At 56.1% G+C, this 17,587-nt stretch carries 30 protein-coding genes; 16 read left to right on the top strand and 14 right to left on the bottom strand.

Features of this window, described 5'->3' with window-relative positions:
• Positions 1-38 precede the first annotated feature (38 nt).
• The 4 genes from BM348_RS19430 to BM348_RS19415 form a co-directional block, all read right to left on the bottom strand.
• Positions 39-797: an MBL fold metallo-hydrolase gene (locus BM348_RS19430; RefSeq protein ID WP_092907615.1), complete on the bottom strand. Its 759-nt coding sequence runs from the start codon at positions 795-797 to the stop codon at positions 39-41.
• 75 nt (positions 798-872) lie between these two features.
• A complete protein-coding gene (locus BM348_RS19425) occupies positions 873-1,640 on the bottom strand; it encodes a helix-turn-helix domain-containing protein (protein ID WP_092907613.1) in 768 nt (255 codons plus the stop codon).
• 111 nt (positions 1,641-1,751) lie between these two features.
• Entirely contained in the window at positions 1,752-2,555 is an 804-nt protein-coding gene (locus tag BM348_RS19420; protein WP_092907611.1) for a DUF6036 family nucleotidyltransferase, read from the bottom strand.
• Positions 2,552-3,478 (bottom strand): helix-turn-helix transcriptional regulator, encoded by a 927-nt coding sequence (locus tag BM348_RS19415; protein WP_092907609.1) that lies wholly within the window; start codon positions 3,476-3,478, stop codon positions 2,552-2,554. Before BM348_RS19415 ends, BM348_RS19420 begins: the two co-directional genes overlap by 4 nt.
• Before the next feature lie 138 nt (positions 3,479-3,616).
• Here BM348_RS19415 and BM348_RS19410 point away from each other — a divergent pair, with 138 nt between their 5' ends.
• Together BM348_RS19410 and BM348_RS19405 are read left to right on the top strand one after the other, a co-directional pair.
• Positions 3,617-3,940: a hypothetical protein gene (locus BM348_RS19410; protein WP_092907607.1), complete on the top strand. Its 324-nt coding sequence runs from the start codon at positions 3,617-3,619 to the stop codon at positions 3,938-3,940.
• Between the two features lie 44 nt (positions 3,941-3,984).
• Positions 3,985-4,227, top strand: coding sequence for an HNH endonuclease signature motif containing protein (locus BM348_RS19405; protein ID WP_245779555.1), 243 nt, complete (start codon positions 3,985-3,987; stop codon positions 4,225-4,227).
• Positions 4,228-4,405: 178 nt separating this feature from the next.
• On the opposite strand, the gene BM348_RS19400 is transcribed toward BM348_RS19405, so the two are convergent.
• The gene (locus BM348_RS19400) at positions 4,406-4,705 is read right to left on the bottom strand and encodes a hypothetical protein (RefSeq protein WP_245779559.1); all 300 of its coding nucleotides are present in this window, start codon (positions 4,703-4,705) and stop codon (positions 4,406-4,408) included.
• A 141-nt stretch (positions 4,706-4,846) separates the two neighbouring features.
• Between BM348_RS19400 and BM348_RS19395 the strand changes: the two genes are divergently transcribed.
• Together BM348_RS19395 and BM348_RS19390 are read left to right on the top strand one after the other, a co-directional pair.
• On the top strand, positions 4,847-5,116 hold the full coding sequence (locus BM348_RS19395; protein WP_092907603.1) for a type II toxin-antitoxin system HicB family antitoxin: 270 nt from the start codon (positions 4,847-4,849) through the stop codon (positions 5,114-5,116).
• Between the two features lie 46 nt (positions 5,117-5,162).
• The gene (locus BM348_RS19390; RefSeq protein ID WP_245779554.1) at positions 5,163-5,384 is read left to right on the top strand and encodes a type II toxin-antitoxin system HicA family toxin; all 222 of its coding nucleotides are present in this window, start codon (positions 5,163-5,165) and stop codon (positions 5,382-5,384) included.
• 190 nt (positions 5,385-5,574) lie between these two features.
• On the opposite strand, the gene BM348_RS19385 is transcribed toward BM348_RS19390, so the two are convergent.
• Genes BM348_RS19385 through BM348_RS19365 form a run of 7 tightly spaced genes read right to left on the bottom strand, consistent with a single transcriptional unit; the run spans position 5,575 to position 7,307 of the window.
• Positions 5,575-5,778, bottom strand: a complete 204-nt coding sequence (locus BM348_RS19385) for a hypothetical protein (RefSeq protein ID WP_092907599.1) — start codon at positions 5,776-5,778, stop codon at positions 5,575-5,577.
• Positions 5,775-5,918 (bottom strand): hypothetical protein, encoded by a 144-nt coding sequence (locus BM348_RS21580; RefSeq protein WP_175507269.1) that lies wholly within the window; start codon positions 5,916-5,918, stop codon positions 5,775-5,777. The genes BM348_RS19385 and BM348_RS21580 overlap by 4 nt, the downstream gene beginning before the upstream one ends.
• Positions 5,911-6,048 carry a hypothetical protein gene (locus BM348_RS21575; RefSeq protein WP_175507268.1) on the bottom strand — a complete coding sequence of 46 codons (138 nt, stop codon included), beginning with the start codon at positions 6,046-6,048 and terminating at the stop codon, positions 5,911-5,913. Before BM348_RS21575 ends, BM348_RS21580 begins: the two co-directional genes overlap by 8 nt.
• On the bottom strand, positions 6,045-6,392 hold the full coding sequence (locus BM348_RS19380; protein WP_092907597.1) for a hypothetical protein: 348 nt from the start codon (positions 6,390-6,392) through the stop codon (positions 6,045-6,047). The genes BM348_RS21575 and BM348_RS19380 overlap by 4 nt, the downstream gene beginning before the upstream one ends.
• Positions 6,392-6,652: a hypothetical protein gene (locus tag BM348_RS19375; RefSeq protein ID WP_092907595.1), complete on the bottom strand. Its 261-nt coding sequence runs from the start codon at positions 6,650-6,652 to the stop codon at positions 6,392-6,394. Before BM348_RS19375 ends, BM348_RS19380 begins: the two co-directional genes overlap by 1 nt.
• Positions 6,652-6,921 carry a hypothetical protein gene (locus tag BM348_RS19370; RefSeq protein WP_092907593.1) on the bottom strand — a complete coding sequence of 90 codons (270 nt, stop codon included), beginning with the start codon at positions 6,919-6,921 and terminating at the stop codon, positions 6,652-6,654. The genes BM348_RS19375 and BM348_RS19370 overlap by 1 nt, the downstream gene beginning before the upstream one ends.
• Positions 6,918-7,307, bottom strand: a complete 390-nt coding sequence (locus tag BM348_RS19365; RefSeq protein ID WP_092907591.1) for a hypothetical protein — start codon at positions 7,305-7,307, stop codon at positions 6,918-6,920. Before BM348_RS19365 ends, BM348_RS19370 begins: the two co-directional genes overlap by 4 nt.
• 178 nt (positions 7,308-7,485) lie before the next feature.
• Here BM348_RS19365 and BM348_RS19360 point away from each other — a divergent pair, with 178 nt between their 5' ends.
• The 3 genes from BM348_RS19360 (at position 7,486) to BM348_RS19350 (ending at position 9,114) form a co-directional block, all read left to right on the top strand.
• Positions 7,486-7,761, top strand: a complete 276-nt coding sequence (locus BM348_RS19360) for a MarR family transcriptional regulator (RefSeq protein WP_245779553.1) — start codon at positions 7,486-7,488, stop codon at positions 7,759-7,761.
• Positions 7,754-8,461, top strand: a complete 708-nt coding sequence (locus tag BM348_RS19355) for a hypothetical protein (protein WP_092907587.1) — start codon at positions 7,754-7,756, stop codon at positions 8,459-8,461. Before BM348_RS19360 ends, BM348_RS19355 begins: the two co-directional genes overlap by 8 nt.
• 320 nt (positions 8,462-8,781) lie before the next feature.
• Positions 8,782-9,114, top strand: coding sequence for a hypothetical protein (locus BM348_RS19350; RefSeq protein WP_092907584.1), 333 nt, complete (start codon positions 8,782-8,784; stop codon positions 9,112-9,114).
• A gap of 4 nt (positions 9,115-9,118) precedes the next feature.
• On the opposite strand, the gene BM348_RS22265 is transcribed toward BM348_RS19350, so the two are convergent.
• Positions 9,119-9,253, bottom strand: a complete 135-nt coding sequence (locus tag BM348_RS22265) for a hypothetical protein (RefSeq protein ID WP_281244723.1) — start codon at positions 9,251-9,253, stop codon at positions 9,119-9,121.
• A 144-nt stretch (positions 9,254-9,397) separates the two neighbouring features.
• On the opposite strand from BM348_RS22265, the gene BM348_RS19345 reads away from it, so the two are divergent.
• The 9 genes from BM348_RS19345 (at position 9,398) to BM348_RS19310 (ending at position 16,142) form a co-directional block, all read left to right on the top strand.
• Positions 9,398-9,757: a hypothetical protein gene (locus BM348_RS19345; RefSeq protein ID WP_217642049.1), complete on the top strand. Its 360-nt coding sequence runs from the start codon at positions 9,398-9,400 to the stop codon at positions 9,755-9,757.
• Positions 9,754-9,948, top strand: a complete 195-nt coding sequence (locus BM348_RS20895; protein WP_139231254.1) for a hypothetical protein — start codon at positions 9,754-9,756, stop codon at positions 9,946-9,948. Before BM348_RS19345 ends, BM348_RS20895 begins: the two co-directional genes overlap by 4 nt.
• Positions 9,949-10,074: 126 nt before the next feature.
• Positions 10,075-10,368: a J domain-containing protein gene (locus BM348_RS19340; RefSeq protein WP_245779552.1), complete on the top strand. Its 294-nt coding sequence runs from the start codon at positions 10,075-10,077 to the stop codon at positions 10,366-10,368.
• Between the two features lie 871 nt (positions 10,369-11,239).
• Positions 11,240-11,446 carry a hypothetical protein gene (locus BM348_RS19335; protein WP_092907667.1) on the top strand — a complete coding sequence of 69 codons (207 nt, stop codon included), beginning with the start codon at positions 11,240-11,242 and terminating at the stop codon, positions 11,444-11,446.
• On the top strand, positions 11,436-11,744 hold the full coding sequence (locus BM348_RS19330) for a hypothetical protein (protein WP_092907582.1): 309 nt from the start codon (positions 11,436-11,438) through the stop codon (positions 11,742-11,744). The genes BM348_RS19335 and BM348_RS19330 overlap by 11 nt, the downstream gene beginning before the upstream one ends.
• Positions 11,745-12,068: 324 nt before the next feature.
• Positions 12,069-12,359, top strand: a complete 291-nt coding sequence (locus BM348_RS19325; protein WP_092907580.1) for a hypothetical protein — start codon at positions 12,069-12,071, stop codon at positions 12,357-12,359.
• Positions 12,360-14,086: 1,727 nt separating this feature from the next.
• Positions 14,087-14,923, top strand: coding sequence for a ParA family protein (locus tag BM348_RS19320; RefSeq protein WP_092907578.1), 837 nt, complete (start codon positions 14,087-14,089; stop codon positions 14,921-14,923).
• Positions 14,920-15,345 carry a hypothetical protein gene (locus BM348_RS19315; RefSeq protein ID WP_092907576.1) on the top strand — a complete coding sequence of 142 codons (426 nt, stop codon included), beginning with the start codon at positions 14,920-14,922 and terminating at the stop codon, positions 15,343-15,345. The genes BM348_RS19320 and BM348_RS19315 overlap by 4 nt, the downstream gene beginning before the upstream one ends.
• 614 nt (positions 15,346-15,959) lie before the next feature.
• The gene (locus BM348_RS19310; RefSeq protein WP_092907665.1) at positions 15,960-16,142 is read left to right on the top strand and encodes a hypothetical protein; all 183 of its coding nucleotides are present in this window, start codon (positions 15,960-15,962) and stop codon (positions 16,140-16,142) included.
• Positions 16,143-16,463: 321 nt separating this feature from the next.
• Here the strand turns inward: BM348_RS19310 and BM348_RS19305 are convergent, their stop codons facing one another.
• A complete protein-coding gene (locus tag BM348_RS19305) occupies positions 16,464-16,958 on the bottom strand; it encodes a hypothetical protein (protein ID WP_092907574.1) in 495 nt (164 codons plus the stop codon).
• Positions 16,959-17,587 lie beyond the last annotated feature (629 nt).

Raw genomic sequence — 17,587 nt, 5'->3', positions numbered from 1 at the left:
GTTACAACACGGGACAGTTGTAGGCGGGCGTTCCCGCGTTATAGACTGAACCGCTCGCCGTCCTCGGGGACGTGTACATCTTCTGTCTCTGCCCGCAGTTCCTCTCGCGACAGCAAGCAATGGTTGATTGCCTCCATATGGACGACCACTATTTCGGCGTCAGTGGCCTCGCGGACAGCGTTGATGTCGTCGACCCCCATCGTGATGGGCTCGTCCTGATCGAACTGCGCTTCGCCGCCGTTGAGAACCACCAGATCGGGTTCGTACTGGTCAAGTGTCTCTTCGACCGGCTCGTACCAGATCGTGTCCCCGGCGACATACACTGTCTCGTCGCCCTCGAAAACGAAGCCCGAAACCGGACCCATTCCCTCGGCGAGCTCGCCGTGCCCGTGCTGGCCCGGCGTCCGGTGGATAGTGACCCCCTCGAAGGTGGTTTCGTCGTCGACGGGGCGAACATCAGTGAAGCCCTCGTCAGTGAAGGCGTCGGCCCCCTGGGGCTGACAGAACAGCGGCACGTCGGCATCGAGTTCCTCTCTGGCCGCCTCGTCCCAGTGGTCGGGGTGGCGGTGCGTAACGACCACAGCGTCGTAGGTGAGGTCAACGTCAGGCAGCGGAACAAGCGGATTCCGGTCCTGATTCGCCGTGGTGAGGAACTCCGGAACTGCCGGGTTGTCTGTCACCGTCGGATTCTCGCCCTGCGGTGTGAACATCGGATCCACGAGGAACGTCGTGTCACCGACGTCCAGGAGGACAGTCGCGTTTCGAATCAGCTGAACACTCGCACCAGTCGTTGCCATACCCGGGCCTACGAGAGCCGTCGGGGTGGGATTTACTTCGACATATTCCAACCGTCGAGGAGTTCGACGTGCTTTCTACTGGATGAACTCGATGTCCTCGGGATCGAGATCCACGTCGAGGTCGACGTCGAGTGAATCGGCGGCGAACTGTTGTGCCAGCCACGCCTCCGCTCGGTTGAGACGGTACTGGAACGTCGACCGTGACACACCGACGTCTTCAGCGATTTCCGCGACCGATTGCTGCCGTGGCTCTTCGTAGTACCCACGTTCGATTGCAGCCTCGAGTGCTGCCTTCTGTTCGGGCGTGAGCGTTTGCTGGACGCGACCGTCTTCGAGCAAGCACGGCGGCGTGCCAAGTCGTTCAACAGTAAGTGACAACCCCTCTCGCAGATTCGCTCGGACCTCCTCGTGAATCGCTGATACTGTCCCGTCGATAAGCATCCGCCACCGGTATTGGTCACCACGTCGCTCCGTGCGCATTATCAACCCCTCGCCGATGTGCTTCGCCGCGACCAAGGGAATCGACCGTGAACCATCACCTTCCCGCCGAAGCCAGTGAATCTTCCGTGATTCCGCATTCGACGAGAGGATCGTGTATTCGTATTCGGTCACGGGTGCCCCACACATTCCGGTTATGCCCGGAGAATCTGCGACGCGTTCCAGTGCGTCGTCGAACTGGTCGAGGACAGCAGCGGGGCCGACGATCTTCTCAATACCCCACACCGCCTCGTTGGTCGCACTGATCTCCATCGACCGGGCATACAGATCCGGGTTGTCGATGAAGAGATCCATCACCCCGTCAGCCCCCTTCTCGTATTCGACTGTGAAGACGAATTCCCGCATGATACCGGCCGTTCGGGCTTGCTGGATAAAACCTGCTTGACGCAACCCGTGAATCATCTGTGACGACAGCCGCCATCAGGTGCCGATTTAAGTGACGATATTGTGAGGAACCTACTCCACGGGACGGACTGTGTCGCCATCCCGACGGACCCGGTCGAACGTTGAGAGATACGCGATCCGGTCGTGAACCTCGTCGGCATCCAGCTCCAGTTCGGCGGCCAGTTCGTCGACGGTTATCGGCTCGTCGAGTGCCTGGAGGACTTCGAGCCCCCGGTAGTACCTATTCGTGAGCTCCTGGACGCGGGCTTCGATCGGCGTGGTCACCCCGTACCGCTCCTCGAGTTCGACCAGGGCCTCGTTCGCGAACGTGGCGAACTGATCGTCCCCCAGGCGGTCGATCTGGGCTTCGAGTTCATCCCGGACGACATCGTAATCGAGGCCGGCCTGCACGAGCATATCCATGTCCTCGATGTCGTCGTCGCGGCCTGCGATCGCCTTGAACAGGAAGATATCTTCGTTGCTGACCAGCCGGACCGTCAGTCGATCCGTGTCGAGGAACGGCTCGCTGCGCTCTTGCACCCCGTCGGTGAGCACAAGTTTGTTCGCGACCTGCTGGTTGAAGATGTCGAGGCGACACCCATCGTCGTTCTCGACGCAGCTCGTCGCGCCCAACGCCCGGTAATCTGGATCCAGCGACTGGACCTCCGCATACCCGAGATCCATCAGGACGGCCCACAGCTGGCCGTGCGCGTCGCCATCCGGGACGACCAGGTCGATATCTTTCGTCGCCCCCTTGAGGTCGCGTAACGACATCGCGCCACCACCGATCAGGTAGACCGTGAGCGGTTCAGATAGCCCGTCTCCGATTCGCTGAAATTCGTTCCCGATATACTCACGTCCGAATGTTGGTCTCATTGTGGTAGTGGCACCTCGTAGTCAGCCGCCAGCTTTTGGAACTCGTCCCACTCCGGGAGCCGGTCGTCGTCGACCTCGCCGTGCGTCTCGAGGTAGCGCAGCAAGGCGTCGATTTCGTCTTCGAGGCCATACTTCGCCGCCTGCTCTCGGAGGTCTGCCTCGTCGACGTCGACGTGGCTGAGCAGGAGGAGACAGTACGAGCGGTGGCGGCTGCCGTCATCGATCAGCAGCGTGTGACAGCAGAGCTCCGCCGGCGAGACTGCGTCGAGGTCTTCGGAGTAGACGTAGTAGCGGTTGCCGGTGAGCAGGAACTGGAGGTCGAAGGCCGCGAATCGAGCAAGACCGGTTTCGTGGAACCCCTCTGCATCGATTTCCGTCTCGGTCTGGGCGAGGAATTCGTCGTAGTCCTCCCAGAGAATCGTGCCCTTCGGGGCGACGGCTTCGAGGCGTTGACGATGCAGATGGTGTGCGAGTTCACGGGCGAACTCGTGGAGGCGGTCGAAGTCGGCGTTGAACTCGTAGCGGCCGTCGGCCGTCCCGACGAGCCCACGGTCGCGAAACCGCTTGAGGACGCGGTTGACCGTGTTGCGGTAGTTATCGCTCAGGTCGGCGATTTCAGAGACGGTTCGCGGCTGGTCAAGGTAATACAGCACCTCGAGTGCCTTGCCCGTCAGCAGTTCGGGGAAGTCGATGTGGGAGTGCTGGCGGACGAGGTCCTGGTAGCGTTCGACGGCGCGAGCATCCGACGGGACGACGCGTTTTCGCCGCCCGTCGCGTTCCGTGTAGACGAGCCCCTTCTCGCCGAGGTCGGCGACGGCACGAGAGAGGTAACTCTCGCTGTGGTCGAGCTTCGTCGCGAGTTCGGAGATCGTGTCGCCGCGGTCGACCGTGGCGAGGACCTCGAGTTCGATGCGCCGAAGCACGGTGTAACATAGTACGAAACTTGAATATAAATAAGTTTCGAGTAGTGTTACATCCAGCAATCGCGAGAACCGCCTCCATCGTATTAACCAACAAAACTATAGATTCGTGGGCCGTGTTGGTTAACACGAGAGTAGCCGATGTCCTACGAACCCCCGACCCCACCGGCGAACCTCCCAACGGAGATCGTCAACACGCTCAACGAGACGAGCGCGGAGCAGCTCCGAGACGTTGCAACGTACGCCGAAGCGCTAGCCGAGCACAAGGAACGTGAGGGCCGTCTCGAGGAGTCGGCTGGCCAAGAAAAAGTGGAGGAGCGACCAGACGACCTCCCGGACGATGTCCCTGCTAAAGCGACGATCACAATCAAAGAAATCAACGATAATCGCTACTACTACTGGCAGTGGCGGGAAGGCGAGGAAGTGACCTCCAAATACAAAGGCCCGGTCAATCCAGACGAGTAAACTCAAACAGGTAGACATTCATCCCACGTTTCCGTCGTTTCTCCATGACGTCCTCTCGATTCACGCGTTCGAACTCAAGCAACGCGATTGGAACAGGCAACCTCGATCACCGAATGATGGAAGTTGATCACATCGAACGGATCGCGGACGGCAGTCACCCGCTCGAGGAGTCGAACCTCCGGACGCTCTGTGCGGACTGTCACAGCGAGAAGACGGTCGACGAGAATAGCGGTCGAGATCCAGCGTTGAACGTGATGCTTACCAACTATCTGGATCTCGAGTCCTAATCCGTGTCCACACCCCACCGTGTCCAGTGTCTTCTCATAATCTGCGAATCGAACTGCACCCCACTATGTCCAGTGTCTCGGATAGCTCGAGAGTAGCAGGCCACCCCACCGCGTCCAGTGTCCAAATCACCAGCAGGTGGGGAGAATACACCCCATCGTGTCCAGTGTCTTTCGGGTATCAGAGGTCCAGATCGAGACGCTGCTGAACGGCGTCGGTTACCCCACCATGTCCACTGTCTCGTCGAGAGCTTCGAGTAGGAGATCGGGTTTCGTGTCGAGGGCGTTCGTAGTACCGACCACCCAGTTCACCTCTGTTCCGCTCTGTACGACTCGCAATCCCCAACATCGAGAGTTCGCCGAGATGGTCACGCATTCGTCGGGGAACTAGCGAGTCAACTGCAGTTCGACCACAGATAATTTCGTATCGATCCTGCACGTCACGCGTCCGAATCGGTGCATCACCCTCTTCGTGTAACATCAGGAGGGCGTACAACACGAGATGTCCCTGCTGGGAGAGACCAGGCAACACCGTCGACGATCCGACTCCGCTCGAGGGACTGAACGGTGCTCGAGAGCAAGCGACCGAACGCTTAACCATCCACCGAGCATATCACAGCCTATGAGCACTGATATTGGCTCGAACGGTGCCCCCGAGCCCGAGACGACGATCACGCTCACCGAGGAAGGCGAGTGGTGGGTCGCAACGGACGAAGCGACCGGCGTCACCAGCCAGGGCAAGACGCGAACGGAAGCGCTCGAAAACCTCGACGAAGCGGTCGCTGGCTACAACGGCGAGGGCCGAGAGCCAACAGACGCGGAACTCCGAGACCTCGGTGTCGATCCCGAAAAGAACGTCTCTGGGGAATCACTGCCAGAGGAATTTCAGTAGGCCCGATTTCGAGATGTCGAGGCGGACATATTCTGGCGACGACGTGATGAAAGTCCTCGTAAATCACGGCCCATTTTATCTCGACCGGATCAAGGGCGATCACTTTATCCTCCGCTGGGAGCCACCCGACGACCATGATTCGGATGCGCGGACAGTCCCAGTACCTCGACACGATGAAGTGTCGACAGGGACGCTCAAGAAGATCGGCGAACAGGCGGGCATGAAAGAGTTCCAGCGATTCTTGGACTGGCTCGATCGGAACTTGTGACACCCCTCGCGCGATAACTGGACGCTGGGCAGCACTGATCACCGATCGAGTGAAGGCATGCTCGAGAACAGCGACGCGTCTTAACCAACATTTCTAAACGGGGCTTCGGAAATGTTGGTTAACGACGAACAGCCCGATCGCCAGGGACTCGAGGAGTTCAACGAGAACAGCGGCTAAACGCGAAAAGCAGCTACGACGTATCCAGCACGATCCCGCCGGGCGTCTCGAGGCTCACGTTCGAGACGATCTCCGACCCAACGAACCGCCATTCATCGTCCCGTTCTTCGAACTCTTCGCGATCATACCCGCCGGTTGGGCGTGGCTCGAAGACGAACTTCCGGCGGCGGGCGTTCGGCGGCGTCCACTCGATCGCGAACGGGGATCGTGAGCTCATCGTTCCACCTGAATCTCTCGCGGACAGTTCGGACAGGTCACGACCGGCGCATTGTAGGGGTTTGTCACGTCGTCGGCGCTGGTTCGGAGCAATGCCATCCCGAACTCGTTGCAGTCCTCGCCAGTCAGTTCTTCACTCATCTTGATCGACCTCATAGGAGACGATCGAGACCATCCAGCCGCGGATCTCGCACCACTCTGCGAATAGTGGATCCTCCGTAAAGGTCGTGAACCCGTCGTCGCTGACCTTCCAGACCGAATACTCGCTCATTCAGACCACACCGGGTTTCCGGAGGCAACATGCGCGCCCAGCTGGTCGTCGACGTCGTCGTGATCGACCCACGATGGAATCGCCCGCTCGCCGATGGCGAACTTCACACGCCGCGCGTGCTTGCATTCGACGCCTCTGTACTTGTGATCTGGACAGAGGCACCGGGCACCAGTAGGCGCATCGAGATCGACGATGTACTCGCTCCCCGAGTCAGTCGTCACCTCGTACATCCCGTCAGTGTGCCGGACCATGCCCGCATCGTCCATCACGGTCATGGGCGTGGTGAGCGCTTCCGAGTCCCGCTCGTCGATGACCTCGAGGCCGCTTGACTGAGCGACCGCCATTATAGCTCCTGTACCCCAGTTGACTCGCCGCCGAAGTCCGCGGGTTCGGACCGCGTCGATTCGTCACGGGTCTGCTCGCGTTCGTGTGCGTGTTCTTCGAGTTCGTCCGCGACCGCTCGAATCGTAGCCGCAACCTGTTTTGGATGGACGCCAGCGTCGATCGCGTCGTAGCCGTAGTCGACCACGAAGTCCTCGACGTCTGTCCTGCTATCTGGCTCATAGTTCACGCCGGGCGTCCAACGCATCATCTCGTCGGACATTATTCGCTCACCTCCTCGCCGCCGTCAGTCCGGACTGCGTGTTCGGGGCCGGCGACTGCCTTCGCCTCGCGGCGCGTCTCGAGTTCGCGTTCGGCTTCACGTTCTTGGGCGTCTGCTTTCCGTCCCGTGTGCTCGCGCTCGCACTCGAGACAGTTGCCGCCGACGCGGTAGATCACGTCGTGGCGCTCGCAGTGGGCCAGCATATCGTCCGGCGTGCCGACCTCATCGCGACCGTCGGGCGTGTCCATGATCGACTCGACGGATATCATCGGTGACCTCCGTCGCGTTCGAGATCGCCCTCGACAGCGCCGAAAATCGTCGCCGTGAGGTTCGTCGGCGTCGCGTCCCAGCCGAGATCATCGGCGACGAAGACCTCCCAGTCGTCGACGTCGAGGCCGTCGTAGTCGTCCATGTGTTCGACGCGGACGATGTCGCTGACGCGGAACCAGAAGACACCAGCGCCGTCAGGCAGGAACCGTTCTTGCTCTGACTCGCTGATGTAGACCGTATCCTCGGATTTGTCGTAGTGGTGGAAGCGACCGGCGGCGTCGCGACCGAGCCACTTGTAGAAGCTGCCGGATATCTCGGCAGTAACCTGCCTCTGTTCGTCCTGCTCTTCCGATACGCTTTCGTCGGTTGGCGTTTGTACGCTCATATGCTGGAATCTCCAGCGAGGTCGAGGGTGTTGGACCACCCGTCGGCCATTTCGTTCTGAGCCGAACTCCCTCGCATACTACATAGTCATAGGGCCATCCTATTAGGTGTTACGTTGTAACATCTAATTACACATATATCATAACAACTATTGTCCTAGAGAATGTATCATAAGTTGGATGGCACAACAACTACACCGTTCCGACATGGTAAACGAAAATTTCGAGCCGTCGGATCGACAGGAAGCGCTACTTTCAGTTCTTACTGAGGGGCGTAGATCCGGTGATCCGTGGGGTTATGCGACGGTAAAGCGGTTCACAGAAGAAACAGACCTTAGAAAACAGTACGTCAACCGGGAGCTTGAGGGGCTTCTCGGTGCTGGGTGGGTTGAAAAACCCTACCGCGGTCTCTACAAGTATGTAGAGGATCCTCGGGGCGACGATCCTGATGTCTAAAGCAGGGAGCGCAACCCTCGACGACTTTGCCGATGAGCCAACTGGAACGGACTCACCGACCGTTGGCGAGTCTCTCGAGACTACAACCCACCACGCCCACACGCGCTACGCGGCGAACGACGAGCCGGGCGTCGAGGATGGCGTCGACGATCTCGACCGGCGGCTGGAGGACGACCCGGAGATCGCGACCGACGGCAAGACGGACGTGAGAAATCCCTGTCGCGATAATTCTCGCCTCGAGATCGATGACCCAGAACACTGCAAGCAATGTGGCGCGGAACTGCCCGACGTTGACGAAAAGGACGCACAGGGCCGACCGCTGGTGTGGACCAAGGGCCAGTGGGAATCACTCGAGATCTGCGCGGACTGTTGGACGGACCAGGAACTCGAGAAGCTCCGCGGCAGTGCATGGACCGATACGTCGGCGAGTGTCCCGAGGTGTTGTGGGATGTCTAAATCCAGCAACTACAGCGACAATACTGAGCTATCCGTCGAGAATTATCTCTGTCGGCGCCGGTCTGATTTCTCCGGTGATATATTATTGAAGTCAACAATCCCATCCAATTTCTTCAACAACCGAAACACGATCCAGACTCCCACTGCGAGCACACATAATAAAACGAATGCTCCAACGAAAATGGCAACTATCTCTGCATCTGCCGCCATTGATTCCAAAAGTTCGGATCTGGTCATAGTGTAATATTCGTCGACTTCCATTAAAAATAACTGGGGTGGTGTAGATGTCTGAGGGTGGTACTGAACAACACCCTGAGTGGGAAGTTGGCATCCGTGTCTACAGTCCTAACGATGTGCTTGGAGAGGATCGTTGAGACCACTACCACCCAATAGCACCGGACGAGGAGACAGCGAAGGATAAAGCCGTCGAGATGGCGAAGAAGCCCGGAATCAACGCTATTATCGGCATCAGCGACTCCTACGATGTATACCAAGTCGCGGGGCCGTTTCGCAGAAAAAACCGCTCGGCCGGCAAGGGAAGTGATCGATTGGAGGTTGGTCGCGATGACTGAGTCGCTCGAGAGCACGATCGCCATGGACGCCCGGTTGCTCACACGCCGGCGTCGCGAACAGCGTATCGATCACGTCCTCGAGGTCAACATGCACGAGCGCGCGGATCTCGATTGCCCGGCATGTGGCCACGAGTGGACCGCCGGCTACCACGGCCCGATTGAGTCGATGTCACCCTCGTTCAGCCCCTGCTCGGACTGGGACTGTGACGCCTACCTCAAGGTCGTCCACGACGGGAGCGACCCGGAACCGGATCCGGTCTCGGAGGCAGAGCACGAGGATCCAGACCAGACCGCGCTCGGACAGTTCGATGGAGGTGCGGCATGATCTTCTACAACCCGAGGCGGTCAAAGCCATCTTCCGAGCCGTCGTCTGTCACGAAGTCGTACACTGTGACAGCGGCTATGGTGATGGTTGCCAGGGTTCCCAGTGCACTCAGCGCGATTAATATTATGGTCGGTTCCATGATCGACCATCTCCAAGCACCGACCATAAAGGTGACAGGGGGTCACCAAACTGCCACTGACGGCACGTACACAGCGTCTCTCGGGGCCGGTTTGACCCCAAATTCACTAAGTAACACTAAGCCAATTCCCGGAGGTGCGTCGGCGTGAGCACAACCGCGTCCGACGAGATCCCCGAGCCCGAGAAGGCCGATCCTCACTGGCGAGTTGAGAACGCGCTCGAGCGCCTCTACGACGCGCCCGACGAGAAGGCGATCCGAATCGAGAGCAACCCAAACCCGATGTTCGTCACGCTCGAGGACGGTGACCTGGAGTTCTGGGCGCACGACTACACGTGGCGATGCCAGGAACGGTCCGACGTGACGGAGTCGGTGAGCTCCTACGAGACAGTGGTCGACGAACTCCACGGCTACGCGAACGCCGGCTACGGGATCTCGATGGACCGAACGAATCGAATCGACACTGAGCGGAAGCCGAAAGCGACTAGCTTGGGTGACTTTGCATGAGCACACAGACACACCACATCGACTGGCCTGCAGACTACGATAGAACCGATCCCGACGACCGCGAGGCCTACCCCGGAAACATCTCGCTCAACCATCGTCGAGGAACTCGAGCGCTGGGGCAAGACCGACGTCGAGATCGAGACGGCAGCACAACACTACGCGAACGATCCGAACATCCCACACAAGTCTGACACTCCCGACGATGTCGGCGTGGTCGCCTACTATCGCGACCTCGAGGCGCACTCAAGCGAGCAGTCGGCGATCGCCTGTGACCGCTGGGAGAGCCACCGGGAGAACGCCCGTGGGATTCACTGTGGGTGCGTCGGATCCGACTCGCCGAACGGTGCGGTGTCGAGACGGCGAAGGATATCGACGAGATCGCCCAACTGCCGCCCGCCGATGGCGAGGAGATCGCGGCGCCGCCGGTCTCGTCGAACGGCTTCGATCGCGAGCCCCACGAGATCCTCGAGGTCGCACCGGACGCTTCCGCGGAAACGGTCAAGGCGGTCGCTCGCCGGAAGTCGGCGGACGTCCATCCTGACGGCGACGATCCCGACGTCGAGGAGTACAAGAGGATTCAGAAGGCGAAAGAGGCGATTATCGGCGGATAGAAGCCTATGTTACGGTGGTATTGTAATACTACATTCCGGAATTACGTTATGCATAGATTTATTAGTTCTAGTGAATGTGTTTCTGGTAAGACAGTCAATGGTGGCAAAATGTCACCATTGGGTAGGTGTTCACTATGGATGATCGATACGGACGGCTATTCGAGCGCGGTATAGAGGAGTTTGATACCGCTGAGGCTGCTTGGGACGATATCAAAGCGGCCCGTAGTAATACTGATTGGAATACCGATCTGGTTCAGCCTGATGTTGATGTCACGGTTCGACATAGACATTCACACTCAGCTTCTGACGATTGAGTTTTTGGTGTATGTTAATTCTGGACAGCAATGCGTGGATACATGCTATCACCGTAGGGGGTGGTCGGCCTGATGAGTGTATTGATGCCTTTCTGGATGGTAGAGAGTCTTCTGTTGTAGACGCGTACATCTGTGCAGAGGTTATCGAGAATATTGAAAACGATCATACAACTCCCCAGCGGAAACGTGACAGGGCCCTCGAACGATTTAGCGGGTTAATATACCAGTGTCCGTCGATAATAGCTTGCACACAGGATCAAATCGACTGTATTGATCGAGGTGAAGTTCGGTCACGGACTCATAACAAATTAATCGGGCGATTGGCAGATATCCAGCCGAAAGATGCACCGGTATTTAATCTCGCATACGAACACCGTAGTTCGTCACCAACGATAATAACAGACGATGAGGAATTCTCTCAACTAACGCCCAGTGAATACGGTATAACGGAGCTTTCAATCCGCGGTCTCGGCCTGACATGGGAAGCACCAACACAGACTATCGATTGACTATCGGAGTGATTGAAGGCCCTCTGGGCGTATTCAAGGTTACTGAAGATGACTGACGACATCAAAACCTACCCGTGCCCGTCCCCAGATGACTGCGAGTTCACCGCCGGCGGCACAGCCGAGCTCGCAGAACATGTGAATGACGAGCATCCAGGCGAGTTCGCGCGAGATGACTGGCCGGACACGCCGGCTGGCCGGGCGGTGAGAGACCGCGGTCAACCCGGCAAGGAGGATGACGATCCCGATGACGGCTGACGAACTCGAGCAGCTGAAGGAACTCGCCAGCGAGCGGTGGGGCGACCAGTGGACGATAACGCAAAAACACTTCGCGGACGGCACGACGAAACAGACGGCGTGGCGGACGTTCGGCCCGGTCGAAACCGATGACGACGGGCAGGTGTTCGACGTCGAACGCATCCAACTCGACGGTGACGAGGTCCTTCACGACCGCGTCCACCAGCGCAACGACGATGTCGTTGAGGTCCTCGACTACGAGATCTGCGACCCCGACGATATCTCGGGGCTCGACACTCCCGAACACACCAAAAAATAAGGTGTTTCGAGAGCTATTCTCGGATGAATTCCCGGTGACAATCGTCACAAAGCGTGTTGACCGTCTTTGTGCCGGTGTCGTCGGGAATTTGGAACGTTCCAGACCAGTCCCGCATGTTGTCAAACATCCTGTGGAAGGTTCGTTGACAACCGGGGCAGGTCCATTCGTAGTCTGACATCGTTCTAATCTCCGTAGGATTCCACGTTTCCACGCTTCCTCCTACATTCAGTAGTACACACTATGGGTACTTAATAATGTCGCAATAGTGCGACGATACAATAGCAAAAACACAACTGTTATTGTAATGGCCGTGAATGGGTAGGTATGGCAGACTCAGAGATCGACGCCGACGCGGTCGTGGACTTGCTCGCACCAGAAGGGAAGCTTCGAATCGTGGTTGCGGTCCTCGAGGAATCGGGTGACGAGTTCAACCCGGCCCGGATCTACGAGCACGACGGCGTCTCGAAGGACGCATGGTACCGCTACCGGGATGATTTAGAAGCCGCTGGCTTGCTCGAGGAGGCTGGCTCGATCGGGAACAGCCCGCTCTATCGCGTTCCAGACGGGCCGATCGCGAACAACCTCCGAGCAGCGTTCGAGGGTGCGAGTAATTGAACAGCAGATAATAGCACAATTTTCATCTTGAATTAGTCTAGAAACTTAGAGAACTTACTAATAGAGTCGGACCCCATCACATCAACGCTTAAATAACTGCATTTGAACCGGGGGAGATGGGGGCTATATAAGAACAATAGTGAAATAAATACCTGCTAACAGAAAAGCATTGACGAGTTCGTTTTTGATGACTGGTTCTCAGCCACAAGGTTCCGAAGTATACGTCGGTGATAATCCTTAGAGACTTCTGTAAGGCACTTTGCGGTAGTCAGAAAAGCAAAACCCGTTGGAAATACAACACATACAATGAACACTTGATTCACAAAGCTCAGACTACTGAATATCGGAAGAAATGCCAACTGAAGGTCCATAAAACCAAGTGGCACGTTATGAATAGCGCCTTCAGGTACTAGCGCATTAGCCAGAGATTCAAGATTTCCGTTATAAACTAACCACAACAACACAATGTTACTGACAAGGAATACAAGGACTGATGTGACAAATCCCCAAAATGAATACACTAAGTCCGGAAAGTGGCAACGATTGGTATACTCGGAAATTGGTTTGACTTCACTTTCACCTCCCAAACAGACCTCTCGAGAAACACTCACAAAACGTTCGAAGTAAGCACCGTTCTCACAATCATCATCTACATTTGCAACTAACTCTTCTGGATTTAATAACTTCGCCCGAATAGAATCTACGCTCCGAGCTACAAGCAGATAGAAGAAAACCATAGTGAGTGAAAATGGAAAGAGAAAGAGAAGGAAGCTCACATCGGCAGAAATCGAAAGGATAGGAACGAGAATCACAAGAAAAGGTACTGGACTAAGTGTAGTTAGCACCACTTCTCGACCCTCTCGATATATAGTCATATTCAACTGGGATGAGAATTGTGGCCAGTATTAACTTATCGGTACTTCACGAGTTCTCTCTTTATGAAAGGACGTTACGTTGTATCGAATATTGCCCTGTGTTCAGCACGTCAGAGTCGTTGCCACTGATAGCTGGAGAGAGTAACAACAGTAAGTCTGCATACAGATTTCTGTGAAGGGCGCGGACAGGATCACGAAAATAGTGGTGCTGACCTATTCCCCTTCGATATCCGCAACCCGTTCCTCGAGCTCAGCGATCCGCTCCTCTTGGGCTAACAGGATCGACATAAACAGCGGCTCCATCGGATCCATCGCGTTCTGGTGATTATCTTGCCTGTATTTATAAGACAACATCCCGAAGGAAGGGCGTGGAATTGGATTCGCGTGTACAGGTGTTTATTGCGGCTATTCTGGCGGCACTGTTTGGGATCGTAGTGTTCGATTTGCCACCGTGGGTCTTATCCATAGTTTCCTCTATTGGCGTTAGTTATCTCATATCAGGGTTTTTCTATAGCGTTCTCATAGGCGCTGGGTTAGCTCCATTAGAAGATGTCAAATTCGGCCCACTGACCGCCTTGGCCATGCTAGTTCTATTATTGAAACTTATTCTGCTATGATTTCCAAGAATTTGCCCTGCTTGAAAGGGATAGGCCAGTCGGTTATTCCTTCAGATTAGCCTAAACGCATGCCCTAATCAAAAAGGCCGTCCGATTACCCTATTCGATTAGATTTATAGACCTAACCGCAGTAATACATCAACATATTCAACTAAGCCAATCGATTAGGTTTGTTGATTAGGCTAACCATTTTGTCTGACTGACTATTATAATCTCCCAGAACAACCAGATAGGTATGCTCGCATATACAGCCTACAGTGAGGCTGGCGGTGTTGGGAAGTCGACGATCGCTGCGTCGCTCGCGGATGAACACGCCCGGGACGGCCGCGACGTCGTCGTCATCGATCTCGACCCGCAGTACGGATCGATCACTCACCTTCTCGGCGTAGACGCTCCTCGAGACGACGGTGGCGCCGATAACCTCGTCCGGCACTTGGTTGATCGCGCTAGTGGACCATTCGACGAGCTGGTCCTCGAGACCAGATATGGGTTCGACCTCGTCCCGAACCACAATATGCTCGAGACGCTGGGTGATCTCCTCACGAAGTCAGCGGAGATGGCCGACAATCTCGACGAAGAGTTTGAACCACATGACCGTCTTCGCGAGGTCCTCGTCGAGAACGAGGTCGCAGCGGAGTACGATACGATCATCGTCGATCCGCCGGCCACAGCAGGCCCGCATCTATACAACGCCGTGAACGCCACGCGAAGCCTGGTGATTCCGGTTGAGCCCACAGGGAAGGGCATGCAGAGTGTGATTGGCCTGGAAGAACTCGTCGCCGGCCTCGAGGACACACTCAACGCCGAGATTGGTGTCTTGGCAGCGATCCCGAACGGTGTGGGTCGTACGTCCGACCAGGAGGAATATCTTGGTGAGATCCGCGAGCGTGGCTATCCTGCGCCCGTCGCAATCCGGAGCCGTGAGTCACTATTCGAAGGCTGCTGGAAGCAACAGTGTACGCCACGCTACTACGTTGAAGAGCATCGGTCCCGGAAGCGTGATCATGAAATGGAGACGCTCAAGAAGCTCGACGAGCTCGCCGCGTCGATCGAGGAGGTGGCTGACGCATGAAGAAAGGTTCCGCTGGCGACGATGTTCTCGGTCTTGGTGGCGACGAGGACGAAATTGAAACGGACGACGTCGAGGAGCCAGAACTCCAGGAGCCAGCGCCGGATTTCGAGGACGAGCCGACCAATCCAGACTTGGACAGCGCTGACGATCTTGTTGGCGAACCGGCCCACGCTGGTGCTTCGGACAGCGGAGTCCCGTGGGTCTATACTCGAGATAACGTCCAGCAAGATCGGGACATGGTTCAGTTCTATCTTCGACGATTCGTGCAGGAGGCGGAGGGCGACTTCGTCGACGCGGTAGGGGAACAGCTGGGGACCGACGTCTCGAAGACTGATGTTCGCGAGGCCGCGTACGTGGCCGCCATGCGTGATCCCGAGATCGTCGCCAAGGAACTCGAGCGGTGGGGCTTCGAAGGCGAGTAGGGTTTGAATCTACCCTTCAGCTCGTTCGGGAACGCATTCAGGGCATGGATCGTATCCTTTCTCCTCGAGTTCGTCGGCCGACTCTGAGCGCTTCTCGGCTTTGTGGCCAATCATCTGCATAAGGTCCGACTCGCACTCTCGACTGTGATAGAGGTCTCGTGTTGTGAGGTACATACCCTCTATTGTGCCGTCACCACGTAAGAAGTATTGTCTGTTTGAATATCCGGACTACTGAACTAAACAACAATTTAGTGCAGTAGAAACTGCATGAGGGCGAAGGGGTGTCGTCGCGAAGACAAGAAGGGCGATGCTCGAGAGTCTCGGTTCGAAGTTTATAGAGCGCTATTCCATTTATATCGCCGACGGTTCGTTACCAGCACATGTTTGAGAACCACGCACAAAAGTGCGAGAGCCGCGGCGGCGGCCAGTCTCGGCGGACTCTTTACGGCCAAAGTCGGTACAGCAAATAGACCCATCAAAGCGAGTGCATCGAATGCGCTCTCTGGCTGTCTTATCGACATGGATATGATAATCCTCGTGAATTAATAAGTTCTACGGGCTGTTTCGATTCGGCACCCCTTCTTTAAATGCGATACCGCGGCCAGGAAGGCCCGATGCACGACGACACACGTCGCGATGATATCTTGATCGCCATTGCACTGACTCGGTTTAGCGTTCAGTTCGAGGCCGCCGATCCCGAGCTCGCCGATCGGGCCTGGCGGCTCGCTGCCGATCGACTTGTCGAACATAGCGTCGACGCTCGCGAAGCTGTGGAAGCACTTGATCTAAAAGAATAGAGGCTTCTCGAGCGGCTCAGAAACCGACCGTGGCCGCGTACGTCCCGATTATGCCGATCGCAATTCCGCCTGCAATCAGCAGCCGGTGCTTTCTGATGTCTTCGTCCGATATCCATTCCCCTTTTGAGTTTCTTGGTCGTGACATGTCTCAATAAATGAAGTTCATTTATTGTAAGTCTTTCCCGGTTACAGTGTAACGCTGTATACGCAGTATACATCTATACGCCACTTTAGCCTCATAGATGCTATAGCGTCACCACTGATGAGTAGGGAATTGTAGGATTTCAAGACCGACAAAAGCGCGAAAAGTGAGACGATAGATCACACAACCTCCAATCGATAGAGAGCGAGTATAATTCCGATTGCTATTACAAGAATTATTATGTAAGAGGTAGTCGCCTTCTCCTGTGGTAAAAGCGCCACTGCAGCTTGTATCATACTCGCTGCTAAAAGACCAGCTGTAAGTACGACTAGTGCAAAATTCGTATGATGCTGGGTAGAATCGATTTTTCGCTGATGCATGACCTCGAATCCATTTGGCGTGATCCCCATTCCTACCCCTCTATGACGGCCATCTTTGGTGACCCCAACTAATCCTTCATGACCAGTACGGGGCACATCAGCTTCCATTCCAATCTTTGTCCGGCCAATCAGTCCTGCTTGGGAGAGAAATGCAAGCCCTTCTTGTACAGTTTCAGGGTCCATTTCAGTAGCCTCTACTACTGGATGGTCTTTGTCGTAATCCTGTTCGTATTCCCAATAGATGTCCTCTTCATATATCGTCTGGAGTATCTGTAGCCCATTACTCTCTTCCATGACTGGTTATTACACCCACGACTGTTGATAGTTAGCTGTCTTAGATAAATCTGGTCTCACTCAAGCGAAGAAAAACACACGAGATAGAATCAGATCAGGTCACTCGCACTCGAGAGTTGGCTCTGGATCTGCGAGACCGTCTCGTCGACTGGGTTGCAGTTCCCAAGCCGGCCCTGTAACCCGCTCTCGGCACTCTCGTTGTTAATGTTGCGGATGACCCCTCCTCGCCGGGGACACCCTCGAAATCGAGCGTGTCGGTCAGTTGAATATCCTCAGCGCCCTCATAGGCGAGGGTAAACTCTACCTCCCAGCGCGAGACTGAGGCCTCGTCGGCGATGATTTCGCCACCTTCTCGTAGGCTCGTTCCGAACGCGCTGCTGGGATTGAGAAAGTCCGATCCTCACGAGTATCGCCATCGTAGTTTGCGAGCTCGTACGTGCCAGTGACTGTATAGCTGTAATCAATTTCGAGTGGGTCGCCCGACGAGACAGAGCCCTCCTCGAGGACTGTGATCCCGCCATCAATTCCGTTGAGTTGGCTCTGGTGAATCGCTAGACTCCGGCGACTTTCAACTCTATATCAGGTGCTCGATGCACTACTCTTGGACAATTCTGGCTTCAGTTTCCCCC

Origin of the sequence: Halostagnicola kamekurae (assembly GCF_900116205.1) — an archaeon.
Classification (GTDB): Archaea; Halobacteriota; Halobacteria; order Halobacteriales; family Natrialbaceae; genus Halostagnicola; species Halostagnicola kamekurae.
Note: the sequence above shows the minus strand (reverse complement) of the source record. Positions and strands in the feature narration are given on the sequence as shown.